At 61.1% G+C, this 23,484-nt stretch carries 15 protein-coding genes and 2 pseudogenes; 7 read left to right on the forward strand and 10 right to left on the reverse strand.

Annotated elements, in window-relative coordinates; genetic code table 11:
* The 6 genes and pseudogenes from IT540_RS08610 to IT540_RS08635 form a co-directional block, all read right to left on the reverse strand.
* Positions 1 to 157: pseudogene (locus IT540_RS08610) on the reverse strand (NAD(P)(+) transhydrogenase (Re/Si-specific) subunit alpha); the annotation flags it as partial.
* Positions 158 to 364: 207 nt separating this feature from the next.
* On the reverse strand, positions 365 to 2,374 hold the full coding sequence (locus IT540_RS08615; protein WP_291175857.1) for a HAMP domain-containing sensor histidine kinase: 2,010 nt from the start codon (positions 2,372 to 2,374) through the stop codon (positions 365 to 367).
* A gap of 65 nt (positions 2,375 to 2,439) precedes the next feature.
* Positions 2,440 to 3,114 (reverse strand): response regulator, encoded by a 675-nt coding sequence (locus tag IT540_RS08620; RefSeq protein ID WP_291175861.1) that lies wholly within the window; start codon positions 3,112 to 3,114, stop codon positions 2,440 to 2,442.
* Between the two features lie 65 nt (positions 3,115 to 3,179).
* The gene (locus IT540_RS08625; protein ID WP_291175918.1) at positions 3,180 to 4,103 is read right to left on the reverse strand and encodes a LysR family transcriptional regulator; all 924 of its coding nucleotides are present in this window, start codon (positions 4,101 to 4,103) and stop codon (positions 3,180 to 3,182) included.
* Positions 4,104 to 4,222: 119 nt separating this feature from the next.
* A complete protein-coding gene (locus tag IT540_RS08630) occupies positions 4,223 to 5,824 on the reverse strand; it encodes an OFA family MFS transporter (protein ID WP_291175865.1) in 1,602 nt (533 codons plus the stop codon).
* Positions 5,825 to 6,199: 375 nt separating this feature from the next.
* Complete coding sequence (locus IT540_RS08635) at positions 6,200 to 7,588, reverse strand: sigma-54 dependent transcriptional regulator (protein ID WP_291175868.1); 1,389 nt, start codon at positions 7,586 to 7,588, stop codon at positions 6,200 to 6,202.
* Between the two features lie 654 nt (positions 7,589 to 8,242).
* On the opposite strand from IT540_RS08635, the gene IT540_RS08640 reads away from it, so the two are divergent.
* Together IT540_RS08640 and IT540_RS08645 are read left to right on the forward strand one after the other, a co-directional pair.
* Positions 8,243 to 9,556, forward strand: coding sequence for a porin (locus IT540_RS08640; protein WP_291175872.1), 1,314 nt, complete (start codon positions 8,243 to 8,245; stop codon positions 9,554 to 9,556).
* Positions 9,557 to 9,733: 177 nt separating this feature from the next.
* Positions 9,734 to 12,085, forward strand: a complete 2,352-nt coding sequence (locus IT540_RS08645; RefSeq protein WP_291175922.1) for an FdhF/YdeP family oxidoreductase — start codon at positions 9,734 to 9,736, stop codon at positions 12,083 to 12,085.
* A 121-nt stretch (positions 12,086 to 12,206) separates the two neighbouring features.
* Here IT540_RS08645 and IT540_RS08650 read toward each other — a convergent pair whose 3' ends face one another.
* The 3 genes from IT540_RS08650 to IT540_RS08660 form a co-directional block, all read right to left on the reverse strand.
* Positions 12,207 to 12,860: a heme-binding beta-barrel domain-containing protein gene (locus tag IT540_RS08650; protein WP_291175876.1), complete on the reverse strand. Its 654-nt coding sequence runs from the start codon at positions 12,858 to 12,860 to the stop codon at positions 12,207 to 12,209.
* A 64-nt stretch (positions 12,861 to 12,924) separates the two neighbouring features.
* The gene (locus tag IT540_RS08655; RefSeq protein ID WP_291175879.1) at positions 12,925 to 13,167 is read right to left on the reverse strand and encodes a hypothetical protein; all 243 of its coding nucleotides are present in this window, start codon (positions 13,165 to 13,167) and stop codon (positions 12,925 to 12,927) included.
* Between the two features lie 105 nt (positions 13,168 to 13,272).
* On the reverse strand, positions 13,273 to 14,793 hold the full coding sequence (locus IT540_RS08660) for a tetratricopeptide repeat protein (RefSeq protein WP_291175883.1): 1,521 nt from the start codon (positions 14,791 to 14,793) through the stop codon (positions 13,273 to 13,275).
* Positions 14,794 to 15,635: 842 nt separating this feature from the next.
* On the opposite strand from IT540_RS08660, the gene IT540_RS08665 reads away from it, so the two are divergent.
* The 5 genes from IT540_RS08665 to IT540_RS08685 all read left to right on the forward strand — a co-directional run bounded on the left by IT540_RS08665 (position 15,636) and on the right by IT540_RS08685 (position 22,278).
* A complete protein-coding gene (locus IT540_RS08665; RefSeq protein WP_291175887.1) occupies positions 15,636 to 18,128 on the forward strand; it encodes an autotransporter domain-containing protein in 2,493 nt (830 codons plus the stop codon).
* Between the two features lie 505 nt (positions 18,129 to 18,633).
* Positions 18,634 to 19,698 carry a serine hydrolase domain-containing protein gene (locus tag IT540_RS08670; protein ID WP_291175925.1) on the forward strand — a complete coding sequence of 355 codons (1,065 nt, stop codon included), beginning with the start codon at positions 18,634 to 18,636 and terminating at the stop codon, positions 19,696 to 19,698.
* A gap of 15 nt (positions 19,699 to 19,713) precedes the next feature.
* A complete protein-coding gene (locus IT540_RS08675; RefSeq protein WP_291175891.1) occupies positions 19,714 to 21,072 on the forward strand; it encodes an MFS transporter in 1,359 nt (452 codons plus the stop codon).
* 658 nt (positions 21,073 to 21,730) lie between these two features.
* Positions 21,731 to 22,003: a hypothetical protein gene (locus IT540_RS08680; RefSeq protein ID WP_291175928.1), complete on the forward strand. Its 273-nt coding sequence runs from the start codon at positions 21,731 to 21,733 to the stop codon at positions 22,001 to 22,003.
* Positions 22,000 to 22,278, forward strand: coding sequence for a DUF1214 domain-containing protein (locus IT540_RS08685; protein WP_366029543.1), 279 nt, complete (start codon positions 22,000 to 22,002; stop codon positions 22,276 to 22,278). The genes IT540_RS08680 and IT540_RS08685 overlap by 4 nt, the downstream gene beginning before the upstream one ends.
* Positions 22,279 to 22,580: 302 nt before the next feature.
* Here IT540_RS08685 and arcC read toward each other — a convergent pair.
* Positions 22,581 to 23,482 (reverse strand): annotated as a pseudogene (gene arcC, locus IT540_RS08690) (carbamate kinase).
* Positions 23,483 to 23,484: the final 2 nt, after the last annotated feature.

Here is a 23,484-nt window from a genome sequence, read left to right on the forward strand (position 1 = left end):
CGCTCTTGAGCGCCTCGTCCGAGAAGCGCGAGCGCCCGCCGGCCCCGGCTTCGACCCGCACCTTGGCGCCGAGCGCCGCGAGCTTCTTCACCGTCTCGGGCGACACCGCGACGCGAGGCTCATCCGGGCTTTCGTGCGTGACGGCAATCGTGACCATGGCCTGTACACCCGTTCGATGCGGCCATGACGGGCCGCTTCGCGATGACGTCGGCGTGTAGCAGGCTGCACCTCGCACGACCTTGCCGGTCCTAGCGCAATGAGAGGCATGCCATCAAGCTGCACCAAGGTAACTCCACGAACGACAAGACAGTCTACGGCACGATCGCCCATCGGCCGATGCGATGTACGAATGGCAAGAAACGGCTTATGTCGTTTCAGGCAGCCAGACCGTAAAGGTCGTCCCTTTGCCGGGCGCGCTCTCGACGTCAAACATGCCGCCCTGTCGCGTGACCAGCTTGTGGCTTATGGACAAGCCCAGCCCCGTGCCGTTCCTCCGCTTGGTGGTGAAGAACGGATCGAAAATGCGGGCCTTCACCCCCTCGCTCATGCCGACGCCGGTATCCCTCACCTCCATCACGATGCCCGCGCCGCCGTTCCTGTCCTCGTCGCGCGTTTTGAGGAAAAGGCGGCCCCCCTCGGGCATGGCGTGGATGGCGTTGACCATCAGATTGACGAGCACCTGCTGCAGCTCCGTGCGGTTCATGAGCACCATACGCTGGGCCCCCGCTTGATGGATGATGTCGATGTTATCGTTCTTGAGCAAATGTCGGATCAGCGGCAGGCTGTCGACGATCACGTCGTCGGGCGCAAGGCGCTCGATATAGCCCGCGTATTCCTCCGGTCGGGCAAACTGCAGCAGCTTGGTGACGATCTGGCTGATGCGGTGAATCTGCTCATCGAGCAGGCGGAACTCCACATGCGCCGGATCCGCATTGTTCTCCATAAGCGCGCGCACGACCTCGAGATTGCCCTGCATGACGGCGATGGGATTGTTGATCTCGTGGGCGACGCCGGCCGTGATCTCCCCGATCACGGCGAGCTTCTCCGACATGACGAGCTGCTTGGTTGTGGCTTCGAGCTGGCGGTTGGCGACTTCGAGATCATGCGTACGCTCCGCCACGCGCGTATTCAGATCCTCGTTCCAGCCGCGAAGCTGGCGGTCGCGCTCCTGAAGCAGATCGAGCAAGTGATCCAATTGCGCCGCGACCCGGCCGATCTCGTCGCGGGCCGCGGCCGCGCCGGTGCGTGCGCTGAGATCGCCGGTTTCCACCTTGGCGATCGTGCCCATCATCCGTTCGATGGGCCGAAAGATCGCGCCCGCCCAGCGGAGGAAGATCGGGACGCTCAAGGCGGCAACGCCCAGGAACGCGGACACAACGATCAGCAGGGTCTCCCGCCTCGCCTTGACGAAAGGCGCCTCGAGAAAGCCCACATAGAGCATACCGATGCGTCGGCCGGAGCTGCCAACGATCGGCTCATAGGCGGAGATGTACCAGTCGTTGACGACGAATGCACTATCAAGCCAGGTGTTGCCCTGGTCGAGCACGGCCAAACGCACGGCGGCTGAGACGCGGGTTCCGTTTGCGCGCTGCCCCTTGAACAGACGCACATTTGTGGCGATTCGTACGTCGTCGAGAAAGATTGTGACTGTGCCCTGGCTGCCCTTGGGAAGGCTGGCCTCGCGATAGACGAGATCGTTGATGGTATCGATGAATTTGAGGTTGGCGTTGAGCAGAATACCACCCACGAGCGCGCCCGACCGTCCGCCCGCCAGGGTGACGGGCGTCGCGGAGTGCACCACCATCCCGCGTGTTTCCTCGGTGCGGTCGGTCGCAACAGCATTGGGAGTCGGCACAAGCTCCACGCGGGCGCGGGTGGCCAACTCCGGCCCGAAGGCGGCGAGATCTTCATTGTTGAAGATGTCGATCGAGGTCAGCGGCTTGTTCGCCAGAGCGGAAGCAATGATCGGCCAATCGGCGCGCGGCGACCGTTTGAACGGTCGTGCAGAGACCACCGGGTTTAGCCGGTCGTCGATGAGATAGAGGAAGTCGAAATCAAGAGCGACGCGGGTTTCGTCAAGCAAACCATCCAACGGTGCGCCTGCCTCCACCGCATCGCGCAAGCGCGTCGAGGCGCCGAATGCCGCGGCCTGCTTGCCGGTGTCTTCCAGAATACGAGCCAGATATTGGTGAGCGATGGTGAGGTCGCCGCTGACCTTGGAGATCAAGGTCGCATCGAAGTTGGCGTTCCATCGGTAGACGGCGATGCCGAGTAGCAGCGGCATCACCACCAACGTCGGCAGGAGCGCGATGGCGAGCAACCGGAACCGGACGGAAAGCCCTCGTTCTCGCGTTTCGGTTCCGATGTCGGTCATGCGATTTCCAGTCGGGTATCGCCCGCCGATCTACTCCCTCCGCCGGATCATGACGGTCCACGTCATTAAAGCAACTGGGGCGATGAGATCACAGGGGCGCCCGCGCTCGGTGCGCAATGCGCTACCAAGGGGTTGGCTAGTCCATCGACAATTCTGATCAGCTCCGCAAGGTTTGTCACGCCCATCCGTCGCATGGCCTTGCTTCTGTACATTTTGACGGTATTTAGGCTGAGCCCCAGATCGCTGGCAATCTGCTTGCTGAGGCGACCGCGCGCGACGTGCTCGATCACCTCCCGCTCTCTCGGCCTCAAGGCCGCAAAGCGTCTGCGCGTCTCGGCCTTCCGGGCTTCAGCCATGCGGAAAGCGCGATCCCTATTGATGCCCTGACGCACGGCATCCAACACATCCGGATCGCGAAGCGGCTTCTCCAGGAAGTCGACGGCTCCCGCCTTGATGGCGCGAACGCATGTCGGCACATCCACGTGCCGTGCAATGAAAATAACGGGTAGAGAGCCGCCGAATTTCGCCAGACGGATCGGATAGTCAACCCCGCTCCACTCCGGCGTGCGGACGTCCAGGACGAGGCATGCGGCGTCGTCGCTGCGCCCTTGCAATGAAAACTCACGCAGCGACGTCAAGGCGTGAACTTGGTATCCGACCGAACACAACAGGTTCTCCAGGCCCTTGCGGACCGAGGTGTCATCGTCGACCACATAGATGGTACCAGCATGCACAGACATCATGCCCTCCATTGAACGGGAGCCCAACCCCCCAATAGTCTGAGGTGACGAAAGTATGTCGGCTGTCATCCAGTGACCTCGCAGTTGATGTCGACGGTCGCGTCCGCAGTGTTCATGGCAACGGACAGGCGGTTTGCCTCATCCAGGAGCGCGGCGACCAGCGGCGTATTCGGCTCGCGTCGCATAGCGACGAGCCCGACGATGCGCCTAGCGTCAGGCTCGACGAGGGGAATAGCCCGGATCGCCGCGGTGAGGCTTGTTCTCGCGAGGTTCAGCGGAAGGATCGACGACCAGCTGTCATCGCTGATATGCGAGACAAGCACCTGAATGGAGTTCGATTCCAGAACGGGCCGCGCGTTGGCGCGCGCCAGATGCTGGTCGATAAGTCCGCGGACGCGGGTATCGGAGGACAGCAGGCACAACGGGAGTCGGGCCGCACGCGCCCAACTTATTGCCTTCAGCTTTTTTGGCAGAACGCCATCCGCAGTCACAAGATAGTAACGTTCGGCATAGAGGGGGATAGAGACGACATGACCATCCGACTCGGTGTCGAGATACGTGATCCCTGCTTCAATGTCGAAATTTGCCAGCAGCGATGGGATCTCCGACGAGGCGCTCGCACGCACCGAGAAAGTGACGCCAGGGTGTTTCTCAAGGAGAGGCTTGGTAAGCCTCGCCACCATCTTGAGCGCCGTCGGAACGACGGCGATTCGCACGCATCCGGTGAGTCCGCGCTTCGCCGCGCGGATTTCCTCCTGCATTGCCCGTGTATCCGCCAGGATTCGCCGCGCCCACGTGAGCACTTGCTCGCCTTCTGGGGTCAGCCTACGGAAACGCGAGTCGCGCTCGACCAGCATGACGCCCAGTAAGCATTCGAGCTGCTTGATGGACGCGGACAATGTCGGCTGGGTGATATTGCAGACCTCGGCGGCGCGACCGAAGTGCTTCTCCTTCGCAACCGCAATGAAGAGTTCGAGATGTTCGATCAACATTGCGTTCTTCCCGCCGTCGTCGGTATAGCAATCTTCGAGGAGCACAACCGGGATCTGTCACCTGCCGGCTTCCGGCGCATGACAGGAGCGGCCGGGGTGGCCCCTGAGCGTAAGCGTCAGAACAGCGTCAGGGCTCTGGCGACCGTGTTCCAGACGCCCCACGCAAGCGGCAAGCCGACCAGCAGCCAGAGGCCGATGCCCTTGAGATCCAATCCACCCTTGCCGATTCCGAATGAGCCGGTTCCGGACGGCGTGCTCGCAGAGTGCGAAAGCTTGGCCCGCTCGGCAGCCACCTCCGTATCGCTCATGTGCCACTTCGGATTGACGGGCCTCACGAGCAGGTTGGCAATGAAGCCGATCACGAGCAGACCCGCAAGAATGTAGAAGATCTCGCCATAGATCTTGTCCGGCGGGATGCCCGATGCGGCCCGCGTATCGTGCAAGTAGTTCACGATCACCGGTCCGACGATGCCGGCCGTCGACCACGCAGTCAGAAGGCGGCCGTGGATCGCACCGACGAACTGCGTTCCGAAGACGTCGGCAAGATAGGCCGGGATGGTCGCGAAGCCTCCGCCGTACATCGACGCGATGATGCAGATCGCTGCCACGAAGAGCGCCATCGCCTTCCAATCCGCGGCAACCGAGGCCAGCACATAGAGTGCCCCGCCCAGTACGAAAAAGATGCAGTAGGTCAGCTTGCGGCCGAGCTTGTCCGAGGAGGTGGCCCACGCAAACCGACCGAAGATGTTGAACAACGAGATCAGCCCGACGAAGCCGGCCCCCACCGCGGCAGCCGACGCGAGCAGCGCCGGGTCCTTCTGCACGTCGAGATAGCCGAGCTCTGGTGCGCTCGCGAGCATGCCGCCGAACGTCTCTTGCAGCATGGGCGAGGCCGCGCCGATAATGCCGATGCAGGCCGACACGTTCATGCACAGCACGGTCCATAGCAGCCAGAACTGCGGCGTCTTGTGCGCGTTCTTGAGATGCACGTGCTTCGACGTGATCATCGCGTTCGATGTGTCGGGCGGCTTCCAGCCCTCCGGTTTCCAGCCATCCGGCGGCAGCCTGTATCCCGATGCACCGAGCCCCATGAACACGGCATAGATCACCGCTAAGGCGACGAACGTGGCCGCCACGCCGGGATCGGCAGGCGTCTTGAACTGGTTCATCAGGAAGGTGGCGAGTGGCGAGCCGATCATGGCGCCGCCACCGAATCCCATGATCGCCATGCCGGTCGCCATGCCGCGACGGTCTGGGAACCACTTGATCAGCGTCGAGACCGGGGAGATGTAGCCGAGCCCCAGGCCGATGCCGCCGATGATGCCCGAGCCGAGCCAAAGCAGCCAAAGCTGATGTAGGTAAACGCCGAGCGCCGAGATGAGCAGACCGCCGGACCAACAGATTGCCGCCACGGTACCGGCCCTTCGGGGTCCGGCCCGCTCGAGCCAGGCGCCCCAGATCGCCGCAGACACGCCGAGCATGACGAAGAAGAAGGTATACATCCAGCCGAGGTCGAACTGGCTCCAGTTGCAGTCGGTGGCGAACAACGCCTTGGCGGTGCCGGCCGCCTTCTCCGAAAACGTCGTCGCGCCCTCCGAGCAACTCGGCAGGGCTTTGCCATCGGCACCGACGAGCACACCCTCGAGCGGCTTCCAGAACACCGAGAACCCGTACGCCATGCCGATGCAGAGGTGGATACAGAGCGCGGCAGGCGGCACGTGCCATCGATTGAAACCGGCTTTGGCGATGATTCTTTCTCGGTCGAAAATGCCGGGCGCGATTTGATTTGGAGCGCGGATTCCGATTGTCACAAATTTTCCTCCCGATTGGTGCGATCTACCGATTGCGTCGCTTTGGAATGAGGGCCGGTCGCCGCTGTTGAAGCTCACGCTTCCTCGCTGCATCGTGCCGCTCTTCACGGCGCGCATAGCAACCAGCGGGCCAATTCGGGCCGAGAATTATTTCAAGGAGTTATGGAAGGTCTCCCGCAGTGCGGGGACAGATTGTCCCCGCACGCTCGGACAAACTGTCCGATCAGCCGTGGGCAGGGGAGCTTCCGGCGTAGCGCGTCGAGCGCTTCAGAACGAGGCTGGCTAGAGACCCCACGACGCGCATTTTCGATCGATCGTCTTGCGCGATACGCCGAGCCGCCGCGCGGCTTCCTGGCGGTCGCCACCAGCCTCTCCCAGCACGGACAGGATGTGCCTTCGCTCCACGTCCGCCAGGCTCTGCCCAGCGTGAGTGGAAGGTTCCGCTGCTCGTTCGAAGTCATCCGGGAAGCGGCCGAGGATCAATGTCCGCTCGATGAAATTGCGCAATTCCCTGACGTTTCCGGGCCAGCTGTACCGCAAGAGAAAAGAGCGCGCCTTCTCGTCCAGTGCAACGGGAGGCACGCCGAGCTGCTGGGAAAGCTTGCGCATGAAGAGCGCGGCAAGATCCAGCACATCGCCGTCGCGATCCTTCAACGGCGGCAAGTGGATATGCATGACGTTGATACGAAAGTAGAGATCGGCTCTGAACGTCCCCGCTTCGACGCTCCGCTGCAGATCCGCGTTGGTGGCGAAGATAAGACGAAGGTCGACGAAGAACTCGCGTTCCGAGCCGACCGGCCGTACGCGTCGATCTTCGATCACACGCAAGAGCTTGCTCTGCAGGGCGTATGGCAGCTCGCTGATTTCATCGAGGAACAGCGTCCCGCCCTGCGCGTGCATGAACAGGCCCTGACGCACCGTGTCGGCGCCCGTGAACGCGCCCTTCAAATGGCCGAACAGCTCACTCTCGAGTACGTCCGCGGGGATTGCGCCACAATTGACCGGCACGAATAATTTATCGGCCCGATTGGACAGGGAATGGAGCGAGCGGGCCGCGACTTCCTTGCCCGTGCCCGAATGGCCCGTGAGCAGGACCGAGGTGGGCAACGGGGCAACCCGCGCTATGGTCTCGCGCACGTGCTGAATCGCGTTGGAGCTGCCGATCAACTTGTCACGCAAGAGAAGCTGGTCTGCAGACGACTTCAGCTCGTAACGCAGCACATGGTTCTCACGCAGCAAACGCACCCGATCAAGACAGCGCGCCACTGCATTGAGTAGTTGGTTGGAGCGGAAGGGCTTCAGGACGAAATCAACAACACCGGCGCGCAATGCCTGGATGGCGGTGTCCAGATCCGCATACGCGGTCATGAGGATCACGTCGGCGAAAAGACCAATCGACCGTTGCTCGACGAGCCAGTCGATTCCGTTCTTGCCCGGCATGATGTTGTCGAGGATGACGACGTCGTAGTGCCGTTCATCGAGCTTGCGCGACGCCTCTTGCGCGTCTGCGGCTTCGTCAAGACGCTTGCAGCGTGGCTTGAGAACGCGAACCAGGAAATTGCGCATTCCCGGCTCGTCGTCCACGATCAGGATCGACGCCTGCGCCAACCATGGCCCGTACTCGGGATCGACGCTTGACCCACCGAGCTTTCCGGCTGGTTCAACAGGCATGCGCGCTCCTCCGGGTGCACCAAACAAAATATCACACGGCGGAGGGAGTGCAAAGCAGGCCGCAACTGCGTAGCACTTCTCGAAGCATGACGGATCGCCGTCATCGACCCCACCGAAGCGCGCCGGTCATATTCCGTCGGGGGTTGAGGTGAGCTGCGCCTCCTGTCGGAGCACGAAGCGCTCTTCTCTCGATAATCCTCGCGCCCATAGCGCGCGAGATTCGGTGACGTCGCCACCCTCTAAACGATTGACGTTTTAGATCGAACAGACAAAGTCGTTCGACATTTCCGATCGTTTCGTCTGCATGGCTTTTTTAAAGAACAAAGAGTCGCGCCCGGATTCAATTCTACATTCCGCTGCCGAAAGGCCCTGCGCTGCAGGTCTCGTAGAGAGTGCGATGGCCGTATCTGTGTTTATTATTTGCCGTCAATCCATTCCGATCCATCTATCAAGACGCTGCAATCACACGCATTTATTATATCAAACAACACCTTGGTAAGTGTGCCGCCAACGCCAGCATTCCTTGGTCATTTGCTGACCTCAAGCCAATTGCTAATTGCCATAACCGCAGCCCTCATTAGATTTTCGTGAGCGATCAAAAATGGTCGAATCCTTGAATCTATTTTGAAATGGCACGTTGGAGGCGTGGCTGGCATGACGAAAGCGGGAATGCTCGCCACGCTATCGATTGCGCTTCACATTATGCTAATCTCATCAGCGAAATCGACCGATTTGGGAAGAGGCTGCTGCGATGACGACGAGGAGCGTATTGCCGAGCTGGAGGCGAGCCTTGCTCGCAAGGAAAAACGCAAAGTGAGCCTTGCCGTGTCAGGCTTTGTCAATGAGGCTCTTTATTTTTGGGACGACTGCGTTGAAAGCAACGTCTACGTCGGCACGAGCACGCGGGAGCAGACGCGCGTTCGCTTTGTCGGCGACGCCGAGATCAACAGCGACTGGAGCGCCGGCTACACGTTGGAGCTCGGTTCCTTCGGAGGCGACAGCCGCAACTTCAGCCAAGATGACGCCGCCGGCAGTCGCGCGAACAGCATCGCGACTCGGAAGTCGTCCTGGTTCTTGAAAAGCAAGACATTTGGCAAGTTGACCGTCGGCAGGGATGCGTCAGCCATGTTCCATCTCCTCGATGATGGGAATGGAACAAACGCTGCAACGTTTGCAGATCCCGAGACGAATATGCTGGCGCTCGGCGCATTTCGCGTCCGCGATTCGAACGGTAGCTTCATCGGCGCCACCAGCGCGGGCGGCTTCCTCCGCTGGATCGATCTCCTCAATGGTGCCGCCAACGATGTGGCGGGCCAGGACGGTCTACGTGAGCTCGTTCGTTACGACTCGCCCGAGCTCGCCGGATGCGCCGTCGCGTCGACCTGGGGTGGCGACGACATCTGGGCCATCGCGCTGTCCTATAAGGGCACGATCGGTGACTTCGACCTCACCGGTAGAGCCGGCTATTCAAGAGATACCGACGAGGGGGTCCGCTGCAGTCCCAAGCCGGCCTCGCTCGGCGAGGACTGCACATGGTGGGGCGTTGCCGGCACGATCCAGCACAGCCCAACGGGTCTCTTCGTCTACGGCGTCTACAGCGGGCAGGAGGATGGCTCGCGTAAGGCGGCGGGCTCTGCGGCGGACGCTTCGGACAGACTGTGGTTGATCGAGGGCGGGCTCGAGAAGAGGTGGTCCGACTTGGGAAAGACCACGATTTACGGCCAGTACAGTCAAGCCAATGGCGGCTCGGTGATTGGCGTTGCGCTGCCGGACAGCAGCGGCGCCTTCATACAGAACTCCGAAGTCGCTTTTTTGGGCACCGGCATCGTCCAACGGATCGATGCGGCCGCCATGGATCTCTATCTGACCTACACACACGCAGGAGGTGATTTCAACGATAGCGTGGGAAACAGCATCGAACTCGAGGGCTTCGATGTCGTTGTTACCGGCGCGCGTCTCAAGTTCTAGCCGCAGGCCGCACGGATCGGATCGCCGCGGCGGTGATCCGACAATAATTACGCAGATCGGAGTGCTCCCATGGTCAAGAACCCGCACGACGTCTCGGGCGTCGAGAGTGAAAAGCGCCAGCCGGCGCGAAGCGACGAAACGGCGGTGCCGCGGGAGACGTTCGACCAGAAACCCCGGATGGAAACTCGGCCGTTCAACGACGACGAGACAACGCGATCGGCGAAGGCGAGCAAGCGGCACGTTGAGGGCGTCGAGACCTACACGGGACCTGCCGGCGGCTGGGGTGCCCTCAAGGCCGTCGCACGAGCGCTCAGCAACGAGATGTCCGTCTCGGTACCGCGCGAGATGAAGGGGCTGCTGACCCTGAACCAGCCGACCGGATTCGACTGTCCCGGCTGCGCATGGCCGGATCCGCGGCATACCTCATCGTTCGAGTTCTGCGAGAACGGTGCCAAGGCTGTCGCATGGGAGGCGACCAGCAAGCGTACCACACCGGAGTTTTTCGCAACCCATACCGTCTCGGAGCTGTGGACTTGGTCGGATCTCGCGCTGGAAGGCGAAGGCCGTCTGACACATCCGCTGGCCTATGATGCCGCGACTGACACCTATCGCCCGATCGCATGGGAGGACGCCTTTCGGCGCATCGGCGAGGCGCTGCGCGCCCTGCCCGATCCGAACATGGCCGAATTCTACACCTCGGGCCGGACGTCGAACGAGGCAGCGTTCCTCTACCAGCTCTTTGTGCGCGAGTACGGAACCAACAACTTCCCCGACTGCTCCAACATGTGCCACGAGGCGACGAGCGTCGGGCTGCCGGAGTCGATCGGGGTCGGGAAGGGGACGGTCACGCTCGAGGATTTCGACCATGCCGATGCGATCTTCTGCATCGGCCACAACCCCGGCACCAATCACCCGCGCATGCTCGGCACTCTGCGCGAAGCGTCCCGGAGGGGCTGCAAGATCGTGGTGTTCAACCCCTTGCGCGAGCGGGGGCTCGAGCGTTTCCAGAACCCGCAGAACCCGTTCGAAATGGCGACGCTCGGCTCCACGCCGATCGCGTCATCTTACTACCAGGTCGCGATCGGCGGCGACATGGCCGTTCTCAAGGGAATGATGAAGCACCTGATCGCGTTGGATCGTGCCCAGACGGCAGCGGACAACCCGGGTGTCCTCGATCGCGCGTTCATCGCCGAAAACACGAACGGCTTCGATGCACTTGTGGCCGACATCGACACGTTGGACTGGTCGCAGATTGAACGATACGCAGGCCTGTCGCGTGCCGATATCGAAGCGGCGGCACAGGCATACGCCGAGGCCGAGCGCGTGATCGTGTGCTACGGCATGGGAGTAACGCAGCACCGTCATGGGACGTCTAACGTCCACCAGATCGCCAACCTGCTTTTGATGCGCGGTAACATCGGCAGGGAGGGCGCCGGCATCTGTCCGTTGCGTGGACATTCGAATGTCCAGGGCGACCGTACGGTCGGCATCACGGAGATCCCGTCGGATGAGCTGCTCGATAACCTCGAGCGTGCATTTCCCATCAAGGCACCGCGCCATAAGGGCCACAATGCAGTCGAAGCCATTGAAGCGATCAGCAAGGGTCACGCAAAGGCCCTGATCTCCCTTGGTGGTAACCTGGCCGTGGCGATGCCCGATCCGGATGTCACGTTTCCGGCCATGCGACAGCTGGATCTCGCGGTTCACATCGCGACGAAATTGAACAGATCGCACCTTCTCCTCGCCAAGCAGAGCTTCATCCTGCCGTGTCTCGGACGAACCGAGCTCGATATCCAGGAAACGGGACGACAGAGCGTGACAGTGGAAGATTCCATGTCCATGGTGCATGCATCCTCCGGCGGGCTCAAGCCTGCGTCGGAACACCTAAAGTCAGAGCCTGCGATCGTCGCTGAGCTCGCATTGGCCACGTTGCCGAACACCCGGGTACCTTGGCGCGAGCTGGTCGCCGACTACAGTCGCATTCGCGACAAGATCGAGGCCGTGTTTCCGGACTTTCACGACTTCAACCAGCGCGTGGCGCGTCGGGGAGGATTTCGACTGACCGTGCCAGCGTCGAAGCGCGTCTGGAAAACCAGATCCGGCAAGGCCGAGTTCATCGTTGCGCCGGGACTGGAGGAAGACCCGAGATGCAATCAATCCGGTGCTCTTATCCTCGCGACCGTGCGTAGCCACGACCAATACAATACGACGATCTATACTCTGGACGACCGTTATCGGGGCATCACGGGACGGCGCGACATCCTCTTTATGAATGTGGGGGATCTGGCTGCCCGCGGGCTGCGGCACGGTGATGTGGTCGACGTCGAGACGGTCTGCAACGAGGGTGATGCTTCGCGCACATTGTCCGGATTGACGGTCGTCGCGTTCGATATCGCCGCCGGCTCGGTCGCCGCATACTATCCGGAAGCGAACAACTTGATCGCCATCGATCAGTACGACCGCCGGAGCGGCACGCCGTCCTATAAATCCGTGCCCGTTTCCGTAAGACGCGCGGCTCGGCCCATCTGAACGATGCGGGAGGCGCCGCCATCGCTGAGGCAACAAAGTAAAGTGCTATGCAGAGGGAAACGCGCGAGGGACAGCAACGGCCATAGCATCGCTATGATGCATCGCTCGTACGCCAAACATCCTAGGTCTGCTTCGCACCATCGTTCAGGATGACGGCCAACGGATTGAGCGTCGGCGCCTCAACAAGCTTCAAGGTATTCGTGTCGTGATGATTGAAGGGCTGGTCGCGGCCTTTGACCAGAAGCTCGGTTGCGATGTCGTACGTCCAGCTTCCGTCATCGTTGAAGGTTATGTCGCAGCGGTAGCTGGTCGTGCGGAAGGCTTCGTCCAGGAACTCGTTCGAGCAGATCCCATAACGCGTATCGCCCCGCTTCGCCGTGACGGAGATTGTCTTTTCATCTGGCTTCGCTAGGCCGGATGCGAGCAGGACCTGACCTCGTGGAATTGTCACACTCTGCAGGATCAGGCCGGTCTTAGGCTCCCAAAGCCAATAGCCCACCTGATCGTGAAACGTGATTTTCTCCTCGGGCGTGTTGATGTGGATGTGATAGCGCAATCCATAGAAGAGTTGGGGACCGTTGGTCTGCGGATCGATCGGATCCATCCGGATGTGCTCCCGAAAAACGCGGCGTTCCGGACCTTGGGCTTTGGGGTTGATGTCCACGCCCTTGTCGGCCTGCCAAACACCGGCCAGGCGGCGCAGTGGCCCAAGGTTGGCCAAGTCGTTCGGAGAGACGTCGGGTTCGGTAAAGATGTCGGCGGGAATGGGCAGCATGGGATGAACCTTGTGTGAGAGGGCGATCGGGTTCTATCGATCTGCATCGACCGCCGGCGGCGGCTCAGTTCGCTGCACGTAAAGACGGAAGTCCATCGTATCGATTAATGTAGCCGCTACCCGTTCGTTGCAAAGTATCGGCAGCTATGCCGCCAATTGCAGACCAGCTCAACACATCATCACATTGAGCTTCTCGATCATGCCGCGATGTCCGCTTCTGGGACGCACCAACGATCAAGTCCGACGTGATGGCTTGACGTCGCTGAGGTTCGAAAGCCGCCATCACGCCGTTGACGTTCAGGGCCATAGGCTTTCCGTTCCGATCCGGACGAGATTGCAATCAGCTATCAACGCAGACATGTGTCTCAATTCACGCTCTCAGGTGGCGAATTGCGGTGGATCTCGTTCCGCTTCAAGGATTCGCACCAAGGCGCTTGAGGGCTTCGGTGCTCTCGGCAAGGTTTGCGTCAAGGGTCAGCGCCTTGCGGAAGTCGGCGATCGCTTGCTCTTTTCGTCCCAGCTTCTCGAGGCTCAAGCCACGCGCTTGATGGACGAGGGCGAGGCCGGGCCGCAGTTCCAAGGCCTTGCTGTAGTTGGTTACGGCGTCTTCGTGCTTGCCGGTCTTTTTGGCGACTTCACCCAGGCCTGCGAAGGGAGAGGCGTCGTTCGGAATAACCTGCTTCAGTCGTTCGTAGCCGGCTTTGGCTTCCTCAAATCGGCCAAGCTCCAGCTTCGAAGTTGCGCTCCCGTAAAGGGCGTCTATGTTGTCGGGCAGTTGCTTGAGTGTGGCTTCGAAGTCGGCAATGGCGAGCTCATGCTTCTTGAGCGCTGCATACTTTTCACCCCGCCGCGTATAGAAATTCGCTAACCCTCCGGTGGCTCCGGATATTTCGATCGCGCGCGTATAATCGGCGATGGAGCCTTCATAGTCACCTTTGAGGCCGCGCATGTAGCCGCGGAACTCATGCGGCGCCGTCAACCCTCTGCCCCCCGCACCCTCGATCACGGCCGTGCATACCGCGATGCCATCGTCAGCCTTGGCGTGCTGGCCCTTCAGCACGGTTTCCATCGCCACGTTGCAACTTTCTCGGTTTTCGGAAAGCCGCGCCAAGGCGGCCGCCTCATCCTTCCTGCCGGCCGCTTCCAGCGCTTTGATAAGCTGTCGTTCAGCGTTGATGTTGCCTCCCGCCGAGTCGAGCCATTTCTGCGAGAACTCGAGGGAACGCGTGTAGTCTTTATCCGCAAGGGAAGTGATTGCCAGCACAGCGAGCGCCTGGGCATTCTTGGGTTCCTCCTTGTGGGAAGCCTCGGCATCGGCAACGGCCTCTTTCTTCCGCCCTAGGAAGTGTTGATAGAGTGCGCGCTTCCCAAGGGCCTCTGGATCGCCCGGATCGAAGTCGAGACACTCGGTGAGATCCTTGATGGCGCTTTCGATCCCCGGTCTGTCCGCATCGCCCGTAAGGGCGAATTCCGTCACGGTGCCTGCGGCTTTCTGAAATCTTTCGTCGGCACGCTCCACCAGGGTCTCGCAAGCCTCAGTGATCACTAGAGCCGCCGCGAGATCGCCGTCCGATTGCTTGTCATAGAAGGCTATCAGGGTCTTGAACGTCTTGATGGCCTGGTCAACGTCTCCGCGAGAAAGGTAGGCGTCCGCCTTGCCAAGGAGGCAGTTCTCGTCGTCAGGCTTGAGCTCCACGCATGCATTGAAGTCGTCAAGGGCAGCCTCGTGTTGCCCCAGCTGCAAGTAGGCGTCGCCCCGTCTGCTGAAGAGAACCGCCTTGTTCTTCTTGTTGAACTTCATCGTCTTGAGCGCCGCCGTGCACCCGGTGACCTGGCGCTCCTTGTCGTTTGAATTGCAATCCTCGAGAGGGCCGGCGCCGGCCGTTGTGGCCAACAACAAAGATGCACAGAACGCGATTACGGTGCTCTTCATGCGCCCCATCTCCAACGTACAGGCCGCGTCATGTGAACTGATGACCAAGCCTCTATCGTCGCATTTCGACCGTAGTATAACAAGTTGCAACCGACTACGGCATCTCCCGGCGATTCCGCTTAGAGACAGTCGCCATTACCCGTGTGCTTTGCGCTCAGTTTGATCAAATGCTCCGCAGTCTCAAGAAGCCGGTTCCCGAAGTCCTCTTAGGGTCATGAGCACGCGACAGCTGTTCTGCAATTTGGACCGCTGTACACCAATATGCAGACGCGTATGGAGATCTCGTCTGGAACACCGATCATTCCATCGTACACTTCCGCTGATGGGACACTGCGATTGAGCGTCCACCGCAAGCGGTGGACGAACGGGTGAGCCTTATGCACCGCCCGCGCTGGCCTCACGATTGGTGAAGGCCGGTGTGGACAGGCACCATTGGCGGTACCGATCATGTTGAGAAGGAATGGCTTGGTCGGGAGCTGACGTTGTTTGCGGGCCACAGTCCGCCGCACGGATGTCTTTTCCGGCCGGCGCATCACCCGGAAGGGTGAAGTCAAAGAAGCCCCGATGTGATCCATTGCGGCCCATGCGTTGAGAGTGGCGTTGTGGGTGTGCGTATGTCTCAGTCTGCCCGGATGTTGGCGCCGGCAATCGTCATTGCCGATCAGGGTCGAAACTCGCCGCCCAAACGCGCAGCAGAGCGGATCCGCCACTGGCGCTCTCTGCTTCTCGGCATCGTTGCGGGATGTGCCCTCCTGGCTTGCGAAGGCAGGCCGGCTCAAGCCGCATGCGCGGACAACGGCGCCGGGACGCTGACGTGCACTGGCGCAATTGCGGGCGACTCTGTGCCAGGCGTCGTCAACGGGGGCATCTCGGTCCCCGCCGGCATTTCGACGCTCAACGTGAACAGTCTGACGGCGAACATCGCGCCTAGCTCTGCCGGCACTGCCGGCATCCTTTTCGACACGACCGGGGACATCATTATCAATAGCAACACCACGCCTTGGGCGATCATGGCGACGGGCGGGGGATTCAATGCGAGTGGAATCTTCGCCCGTACGACCGCCGGCACCCTCACGATCGACAGCACCGGCAATATCAGCTCGCGGGATGGTTTGGGAATACACGCCGAAGTCCAAGGGGACGGAGCCCTTAAGATCGAAAGCAACGGCGTCCTCGAGTCCGACGGCGAAGCGATACGGGCGACCGGTCAAGGAAACGGCGATGTTACCGTCCTGACCACGGGTGACATCACATCGCACGGCTATTTCGGCATCATCGCGGAGAGCGATGGAACTGGAAAGGTCGTGGTGGAGAGCGACGGGTCGATAACGGCGGCGCAGAGCGGCATCACCGCCAGCTCGATCAGCGGCGAGGTTCAGGTCCAGAATACCGGCAACGTCACCGCGGGGGGCGCCTACGGCCTCTATGGCGCTAGCGATGCGAATGTCTCGATTACGAACAACGGGAACGTCCAGAGTCAGTACATCGGAATTTTCGCCCAGTCGTTCGCCGGAGAAACGACCGTCATCAGCACCGGCGATGTGACTTCACTCGGCGGCGGCGTGGGATCCGACCCCACGGGGATCACCGCATATTCTACGACCAGCGCCAACGTCACGGTGCTCGGCGGCAACGTCTACGGCGCCATAGTCGGCGTCAATCTCTCAAGCTTCGATCCCGCGTCCGTCAACATGCTCACCAACTACGGCTCCATTTCGGGCGGCGTACAGGCGGTCCGAAGCGGCCCCGGCACCGAAACCGTGGACAACTACGGCGTCATCAGCGGCGACGTTGCCCTCACGACCGGCGGCGAAAGCGATGTCTTCAACAACAAAGCCAGTGCATTTTTCAATTCGGGCGAGCATGTGCACGCCAACAGCGTGGTCAACGAGGGCACGCTGTCGCCTGGCGGGGCAGGGACGGTCCTCACGACTGAGCTCGTCGGCACCCTTGTTCAAACCAATACCGGCACGTTCCAAGTCGACATCGCCGGTGCCACGGCCGATCGCACCAACGTCATCGGCGCGGCGAGCTTTGCCGGTCTCGTTCTGCCCAACGTGATCAGCACTACCGGCTCTTCAGGATCCGCCGTGATCGCGACAAGCGTACTCTCGCTTACGAGCACGGCGACAGTGAACGACACGGCGGCTTACGATTTCAGCTTGTCCGTCCTCGACGGCGACAAGCTGCTTCTCGAGTGGCAAGTCATCAGCCTTCTCGCGCTCCTGAACGATCCACTGACGCCGAACCAGGAAGCCACGGCAATCTATCTCGATGCTCTTCGGCAAGGAGGCCCCTCCGCGGCACTGCAGGCCCTCCTCGACGCCGTCATCGGGCGACCCAATGAGGCCGCGATCCGCGCCGCCCTCGACCGCCTCAATCCCGAGCACTACTTGGCACACGTCAACGGTACACTGCTGTCGAGCCTCTTCTTCTTAAACAGCGCCCTCAGCTGCCCGAAGGCGGATGGCGGGCCCGGGCTTGTCGCCGAGGGCCAATGCTATTGGGCGAAGGTCGGGGCGCGTACCAGCGATTGGAACAGGACGTGGCAGAACATCGGCGGCAGCGAGGAGGCCTACAACTTCTCAGCGGGCGTCCAGGTGGCGCTCGCCGATTCGTGGCGCCTCGGCTTCGCCGCCTCGTATGAGCGCAGCGACACGAGCACGAACAATGGCGCCTCGACCGACGGCGACCGGGCGGAGGCGGCCATTGTCGTCAAGAACAACTGGGGCGCCACAAGCTTTGCCGCGGCCGCCTTCGCCGGCCGCGGCTGGTTCTCGACCAAGCGAGATATCGGCCTTGCTGGGCTTGGTGTTGCGGTTGGCGACCATGATATCGCGTTCGGCGGCTTGCATACGCGGCTCAGCCACGTTCTGGCTCAGGGCCGTGCCTATGACGGCACCTGGTACGTGAAGCCGATGCTCGACTTGAATGCGACATATCTCGAGTACGGAGACTTCAACGAAACCGGCGCCGGCGCGGCGAACCTTTCCGTTCGCGGCGAGAGCGATTGGGTCTTCAGTGCGAGCCCGGCGCTTGAGATCGGCGGGGAGTGGCGCGGTGTAGATGGGTCCGTAACGCGGCCTTACGTCCGGATCGGCGGGACGTTCTTTAACGATACCGACTTCTCCTTGACCTCGAGCTTCATTGCGGCGCCGGCCGGCGTCACGCCCTTCACGGTCAGCTCGAAGTTCGATGATGCCCATCTCGACGTGAGCGCGGGCGTCGACGTGTTGAATGTCGGTGGCATCGACCTCAAGCTCAACTACGATGGACGCTTTGCGGAGGACAGCGAGACGCACTCGGGCGGGATCAAGGTTGGAGTGAAGTACTGACGGTGCGCCACTTCTTGAGCGCGGGGCCGACAGCGCATTGGCTTCCGACGTGTTCGGATCATCAAACCAAATCGTCCCGGCCAATCTTCAAACGCACGCAGACCCCGTGCGGTGGCCGTGCGCTCACATTCGGAAGAGAGTCTTGTGGCCGCAACACGCTCCCGCCAATCAGGAGTAGGGTTCGCGCCTTGCCCTGCACAAGCGCACGATTTCGCGCATCAAAGAAGTCGACTCTAACCACGGCCCCCCAAGACGTCCGCTTAGCATCGAAAAGCGGAGCTGCTCCGGGAGGGTAGTTAGCGCGGTCCTTTATCATGACAAATGTCCGCTAGTGGGACCGATCGCCACTTCTTCGAGTTACCCTATCCCGTAGCCGATGCAGTTGGGGCCCACAGCAGCAAACGTCCGCGACAGCCTCGTTTATGTCTGCTTTTGTGTGCGTGGGCTAAGCTAAAGACGAGCGTCAGTTGACGCATCGGCGAGGTTGCATGGATTGTTGCTGCCGATGATAAGCGAACAGGTAACGGCCCTAGCACGCCAGGCGATTAAGAAAAGGATTTTTCCTGGATGTGTCGTGGGTCTGCTGGACAATAGTCGTCAGGATGTCTGCGCCTTGGGGACGCCGACATATGAGAGCGACAAGCCCGTTTCCGAGTGTAGCATCTATGACGTGGCCTCCCTGACCAAGACAGTCGTGACTGCCACGCTGATGCACCTCTTGATCGACGAGGGACAGTGCAGCCTTTTGGAACCCGTGTGCACATACATTCCCGAGTACGCTCAAAACGGCAAAGACGGGGTGCTGATCGAGCACCTGATGAGCTACACGGTTCAGCTCGCGTCTCCCTACATCGATGATTGGAAAGGAGACACGACGCTTTGGAAGTTTCCGGAGCTCTTGGAGATCTACTACGGAGCATCGCTCAAGGCCGCGCCGGGCGAGACCTATCTCTATACGGACGCGACCGCCATGCTGCTGGGCGAGTTGATACGGCGGATCGCCGGCGCTGACCTGGACACACTCGCCGAGCAGCGGATCTTCCTGCCGCTCGGCATGCACGACAGCACGCTCGATCCCTCGTCGTGGGACAGGGATCGCATCGTCCCCTCGGGCTACCGTCCCGATGGAACGCTTCTCTGGGGTATTCCAAACGACGAGAAGGCGGAAGTCGCGTACGCTTGCGGAATCCAGTCAGGCCTGGCGGGTCTCTTCACCACCGTTCCCGACATCCTGAGTTGGGTCGAGATGGTGTTCGGCGGAGGCCGCGTCGACGGACGCACGTTTCTCAGCCCTCGCGCGATCGAGCTCATGACGCGCGATTACTATCTTGGAAAGCCGTTTCGCAGCGCGCTCGGGTGGGGCGACGGGCCCACTCATCAAGCGCTCGACGGCGCCGTCGGCATGAGCATCCTTGCCAAAGGTGGCTTTACCGGGTGCTTCATGGTGGGCAGCCTCACCACCAGGAAGGCGGTCGCCTTCCTCTCGAACCGAGTCTATCCCGAGAGGCCCGTGAATTTGGAGCCCTGGCAGGAGTTCCGCAGGTCGATCGTTCGGTGCGTATTTGAGTAGGAACAGCCACTTCCGATGAATGCGCCCACGCCGACCGACAAAAGCTTGCAGACCGCGGTGTTGGCCGCCCTTTCCGTCTATCTTCGCCCGGGCGTTCTGATCGTCCTGCTTTTGGGTTTTTCCTCGGGGCTGCCGCTCGCGCTCTCGGGCGAGACGCTCAGGGTCTGGATGGCCGACCGCGGCGTCGACCTCGGCACCATCGGGCTACTCACGCTTGCGGGGCTGCCCTACACCTTGAAATTCCTATGGGCGCCCATCGTCGATGCCTGGGACGTTCCCTATCTCTCGCGTCGGCTCGGGCGGCGGCGCGGCTGGCTGGTCGGCTCCCAATTGCTGCTGATGGGTACGATCGTGTTTCTCGGCACGCGCAACCCGCTGTCGGCGCCGCTCATGGTCGGGCTTGCCGCGCTCCTTGTCGCCTTCGCGTCCGCGACGCAGGACATCGTCATCGACGCATTCCGCGTGCAGAGCCTGCCCGCCGACCAGCAGGCTGCCGGTATGGCGAGCTACGTTGCCGCCTACCGCGTGGGTATGTTGGCCTCCGGCGCGGGCGTAATCGGTCTTTCGGCATGGCTCGAAACGCAGGGCGTGAGTAAAGAGGCGATCTGGCCGATCGCCTATGCCGGGGCTGCGCTCCTCGTGCTTGTCGGCCTCGTCGCCGCACTGCTGGCGCGCGAGCCGGCCAGCGCCGAGGCCGATGCGGCGGCGGCCGTTCGTGCCGAGCCGATCAAGCGCTTCTTCGACACCGCGAAGGGCGCGTTCGTCGAATTCTTCAAACGGGATGCAGCCCTCGCCATCCTCGTGTTCGTCGTGCTCTTCAAGCTTTGCGATGCCCTGGCAGGCGCCATGACCGCGCCCTTCGTTCTATCGCTCGGCTACACCAAAGCCGAGTATGCCGCGATCGTTAAGGGCGTAGGGCTCGCCGCGCTCCTTGCCGGCGGATTTGCCGGCGGCGCGGTAGCACGAGCGTTGCCTTTGCACACCTCTCTCTGGATCGCCGCCATCGTCCAGATGCTGTCCAATCTCGTATTCGTGTGGCTTGGAACGCAGGCGACGAACCTCTGGTCGTTGACGGTCGCGATCGTGGTCGAGAATTTCTCAGGTGCCATCGGCACAGTTATTTTCGTGGCCTACCTCTCGGCTCTCTGCCGCAATCCTCTGCACACGGCCACCCAATACGCATTGCTGACGGCGTTTGCGTCCACGGGACGCACGCTCTTCTCGTCCGGCACCGGCTTTGCGGCGCAAATGCTCGGGTGGCCGGCTTTCTTCATCACCACGGCGCTCGCCGCGCTGCCGGCGCTCGCACTCATGACGTGGCTCGGCAAACGCGACCATTTCCGCGCGCTCGAAGCCGAGCGAAACAGTGCCTAGCGCAGTGCCAAAGCTTAGCGAACCCTTGCCGTCTACCGAGCAGGCCCGGTCATCGGTCAGTTCCAGATAACCGCTTTTTACCGCTATGCGGACATCATAGGCGTGATCTTTGATATGGATGGTGTTTTGTCGCGCGTGTCTGCAACTGGGACGGACCGTAAAAAATTGGCCGGGGCAGCGATGGGCCAGGAGCGGGAATCGCCGCGCTGCGAAATCAGACCTTCGTTAATCGCTATTTTCTTAGTGTGCGGTCTGCAACCTTATTAACATCCGTACACCGCAATCCAATTTTCAAGGAGGCGGAACGCATGTGCGCATACGCCAACCTCATTGGTTTGGGATTGCTGCTCACTTCAGCAGCGACGTCAACGCGCAAGACGCCCAGCCGTGCGCCCGACGCCGGAACAGCTCGCCAACGACAATAAACTCTTCATATCGCAACTTCCGAAGGGCTCATCCTGATGAATACGGGGATGCCGTCATCGGGACCCATGATTGTCGAGTCGATCAAGAAGCTCGCTTTCGAGGATCAAGTCGACAAGGAGAAGGGCGTTTCAAATCCGTCGCATGAATAGCGGGAAGCCTGCTTTCGACTTTGTCTAGCGACGGTTTGCCGGCCATCGCGCCACTCCGACGATGCTCGGCAGGGAGAGATCCAATGTCACGCGCGAGAACGACCATCTGGTCCGATCCATCGCTGATTTCCCGATCGGTAGTCACTGCGACTGTAGCGTGTTTCGCGGCGCTTGCGCTCAACCAACCGCCTGCTGTAGCGGAAGAGGCCCATGGAACGCCGATCTCTGTCAACGTACACAACTTCATTCGCGCCGAAACGGATCTCTACTTTGCCAAGACCGCCGTCGACGATGGTGCGTTCGGCGCTTCTATCCGCCGAAGAACGACGGCAAGACTGTCCATAAGCTCACCGTGAAGGACGTGCCGGTGGACGGTTTCTGGTCGGTCAGCGTCTACAACGACAAAGGCTTCTTCGAGAAGAACGACATCAATGCCTATTCGCTCAACAATCTCACGGAGAAGCCAAACAAAGACAGCTCCGTCACGATCCAGTTCGGTGGCTGCACGAAGGAGACGGCGAACTGCCTGCCTATCATGGCAGGCTGGAACTACACCGTGCGTCTCTACCGGCCTCGATCGGAGATTCTCGATGGGAGCTGGAAATTTCCTGAGGCCCAGCCGAGCAACTGAGCGATGTCTGCTCAGGGTTATCATCGGGCCGCCTATGCGGAGACCAATTCGGCTGCTTTCACCCAGCGAGCCGACGTACTGAGTAAGTGCAACTTGTTGGCGAGCCGAGGTCCTGGCCACTTCTGCAATTGGGACGCAGCGTCCGCTTGTTTGACGTCCTCGCCCGTTCGGCCCTTGTGGAGCGCTCCCGGCCCACAGCAGTCATTGTCGGATCCAGGGGGCTAGGGGTCAGATGCTTTCTTAAGGGGGGACTTTGGAAACCTTCTGCTCAGTTATGGATGCGTGATCGACAGTCGACGCTTTCAGGGTGTGACCAATGTTCCCGCATTCTCGGACAGGACGGCTTCGGCCTGCGATAGGGCGCCGATGCCTGCCGTTCTGCCCGTCCGTTCGACGAAATCGCATACCGCAGTGACTTTCGGTCCCATCGAGCCGCCGGCAAAAACGTGACGCCTGAGATTCCGCGCCTTGATCTGCCGAATAGGCTCAGCGCTGGCGCTCCCCCAGCCGAGATAGACGGCGTCAACATCGGTCAAGATGACAAGTCTGTCGGCGCCTAAGTTCTCGGCCAGAAGGGCTGCGGCAAAATCTTTGTCGATGACGGCCTCGACCCCGGTGAAACGGCCGTCGGCCTCGCGTTGGACGGGTATGCCTCCACCGCCCGCGCACACCACAGTTTGACCTGCGGCAACAAGGGAGCCGATCACTGCCTGCTCGACAAACGCGATCGGCCTCGGTGACGGGACGACGCGGCGTACACCCTTTCCATCGTACGCGAAACTCCAGTCATGTTGATTTTGCAGAGACGCAACCTCATCGGCGGCGTAGACAGGCCCGACAGGTTTCGTCGGCGTCTCGAAGGCCGGATCCTCCGAGTCGACGATGGTCTGGGTGAGGAGCGCCGCGATCGGCCAATCCGGCTGCGCGTTCTTCAGCTCCTGGGCAATGACGTAGCCGATCATTCCCTGCGACTCGGCGCCGAGCACATCAAGTGGATAGGGTGGCACAGCCTTGTAGGCATCAGCCTCAAGGGCAAGAGGCCGACCTGAGGACCGTTGCCGTGCACGATTGCAACCTCGTGATCCTGGCATGCCCGTGCCAACACGCCGGCGGCAGCGCGCATGTTGCGGCGCTGGTTCTCGGCGGAGAGGACCTCGCCGCGCTTGAGCAAGGCATTGCCGCCGAGCGCGATGACGATCCGCATCG

Source organism: Hyphomicrobium sp. (assembly GCF_020852195.1).
Taxonomy (GTDB): Bacteria; Pseudomonadota; Alphaproteobacteria; order Rhizobiales; family Hyphomicrobiaceae; genus Hyphomicrobium_C.

Bases quoted from the DNA above. Each gene is read 5' to 3' on its own strand.
- IT540_RS08680 (WP_291175928.1), top strand. From the start codon at position 21,731: ATGTCACGCGCGAGAACGACCATCTGGTCCGATCCATCGCTGATTTCC.
- IT540_RS08670 (WP_291175925.1), top strand. From the start codon at position 18,634: ATGATAAGCGAACAGGTAACGGCCCTAGCACGCCAGGCGATTAAGAAA.
- IT540_RS08660 (WP_291175883.1), bottom strand. From the start codon at position 14,793: ATGAAGAGCACCGTAATCGCGTTCTGTGCATCTTTGTTGTTGGCCACA.
- IT540_RS08675 (WP_291175891.1), top strand. From the start codon at position 19,714: ATGAATGCGCCCACGCCGACCGACAAAAGCTTGCAGACCGCGGTGTTG.
- IT540_RS08635 (WP_291175868.1), bottom strand. From the start codon at position 7,588: ATGCCTGTTGAACCAGCCGGAAAGCTCGGTGGGTCAAGCGTCGATCCC.
- IT540_RS08615 (WP_291175857.1), bottom strand. From the start codon at position 2,374: ATGACCGACATCGGAACCGAAACGCGAGAACGAGGGCTTTCCGTCCGG.
- IT540_RS08650 (WP_291175876.1), bottom strand. From the start codon at position 12,860: ATGCTGCCCATTCCCGCCGACATCTTTACCGAACCCGACGTCTCTCCG.
- IT540_RS08645 (WP_291175922.1), top strand. From the start codon at position 9,734: ATGGAAACTCGGCCGTTCAACGACGACGAGACAACGCGATCGGCGAAG.
- IT540_RS08655 (WP_291175879.1), bottom strand. From the start codon at position 13,167: ATGGCCCTGAACGTCAACGGCGTGATGGCGGCTTTCGAACCTCAGCGA.
- IT540_RS08640 (WP_291175872.1), top strand. From the start codon at position 8,243: ATGACGAAAGCGGGAATGCTCGCCACGCTATCGATTGCGCTTCACATT.
- IT540_RS08620 (WP_291175861.1), bottom strand. From the start codon at position 3,114: ATGTCTGTGCATGCTGGTACCATCTATGTGGTCGACGATGACACCTCG.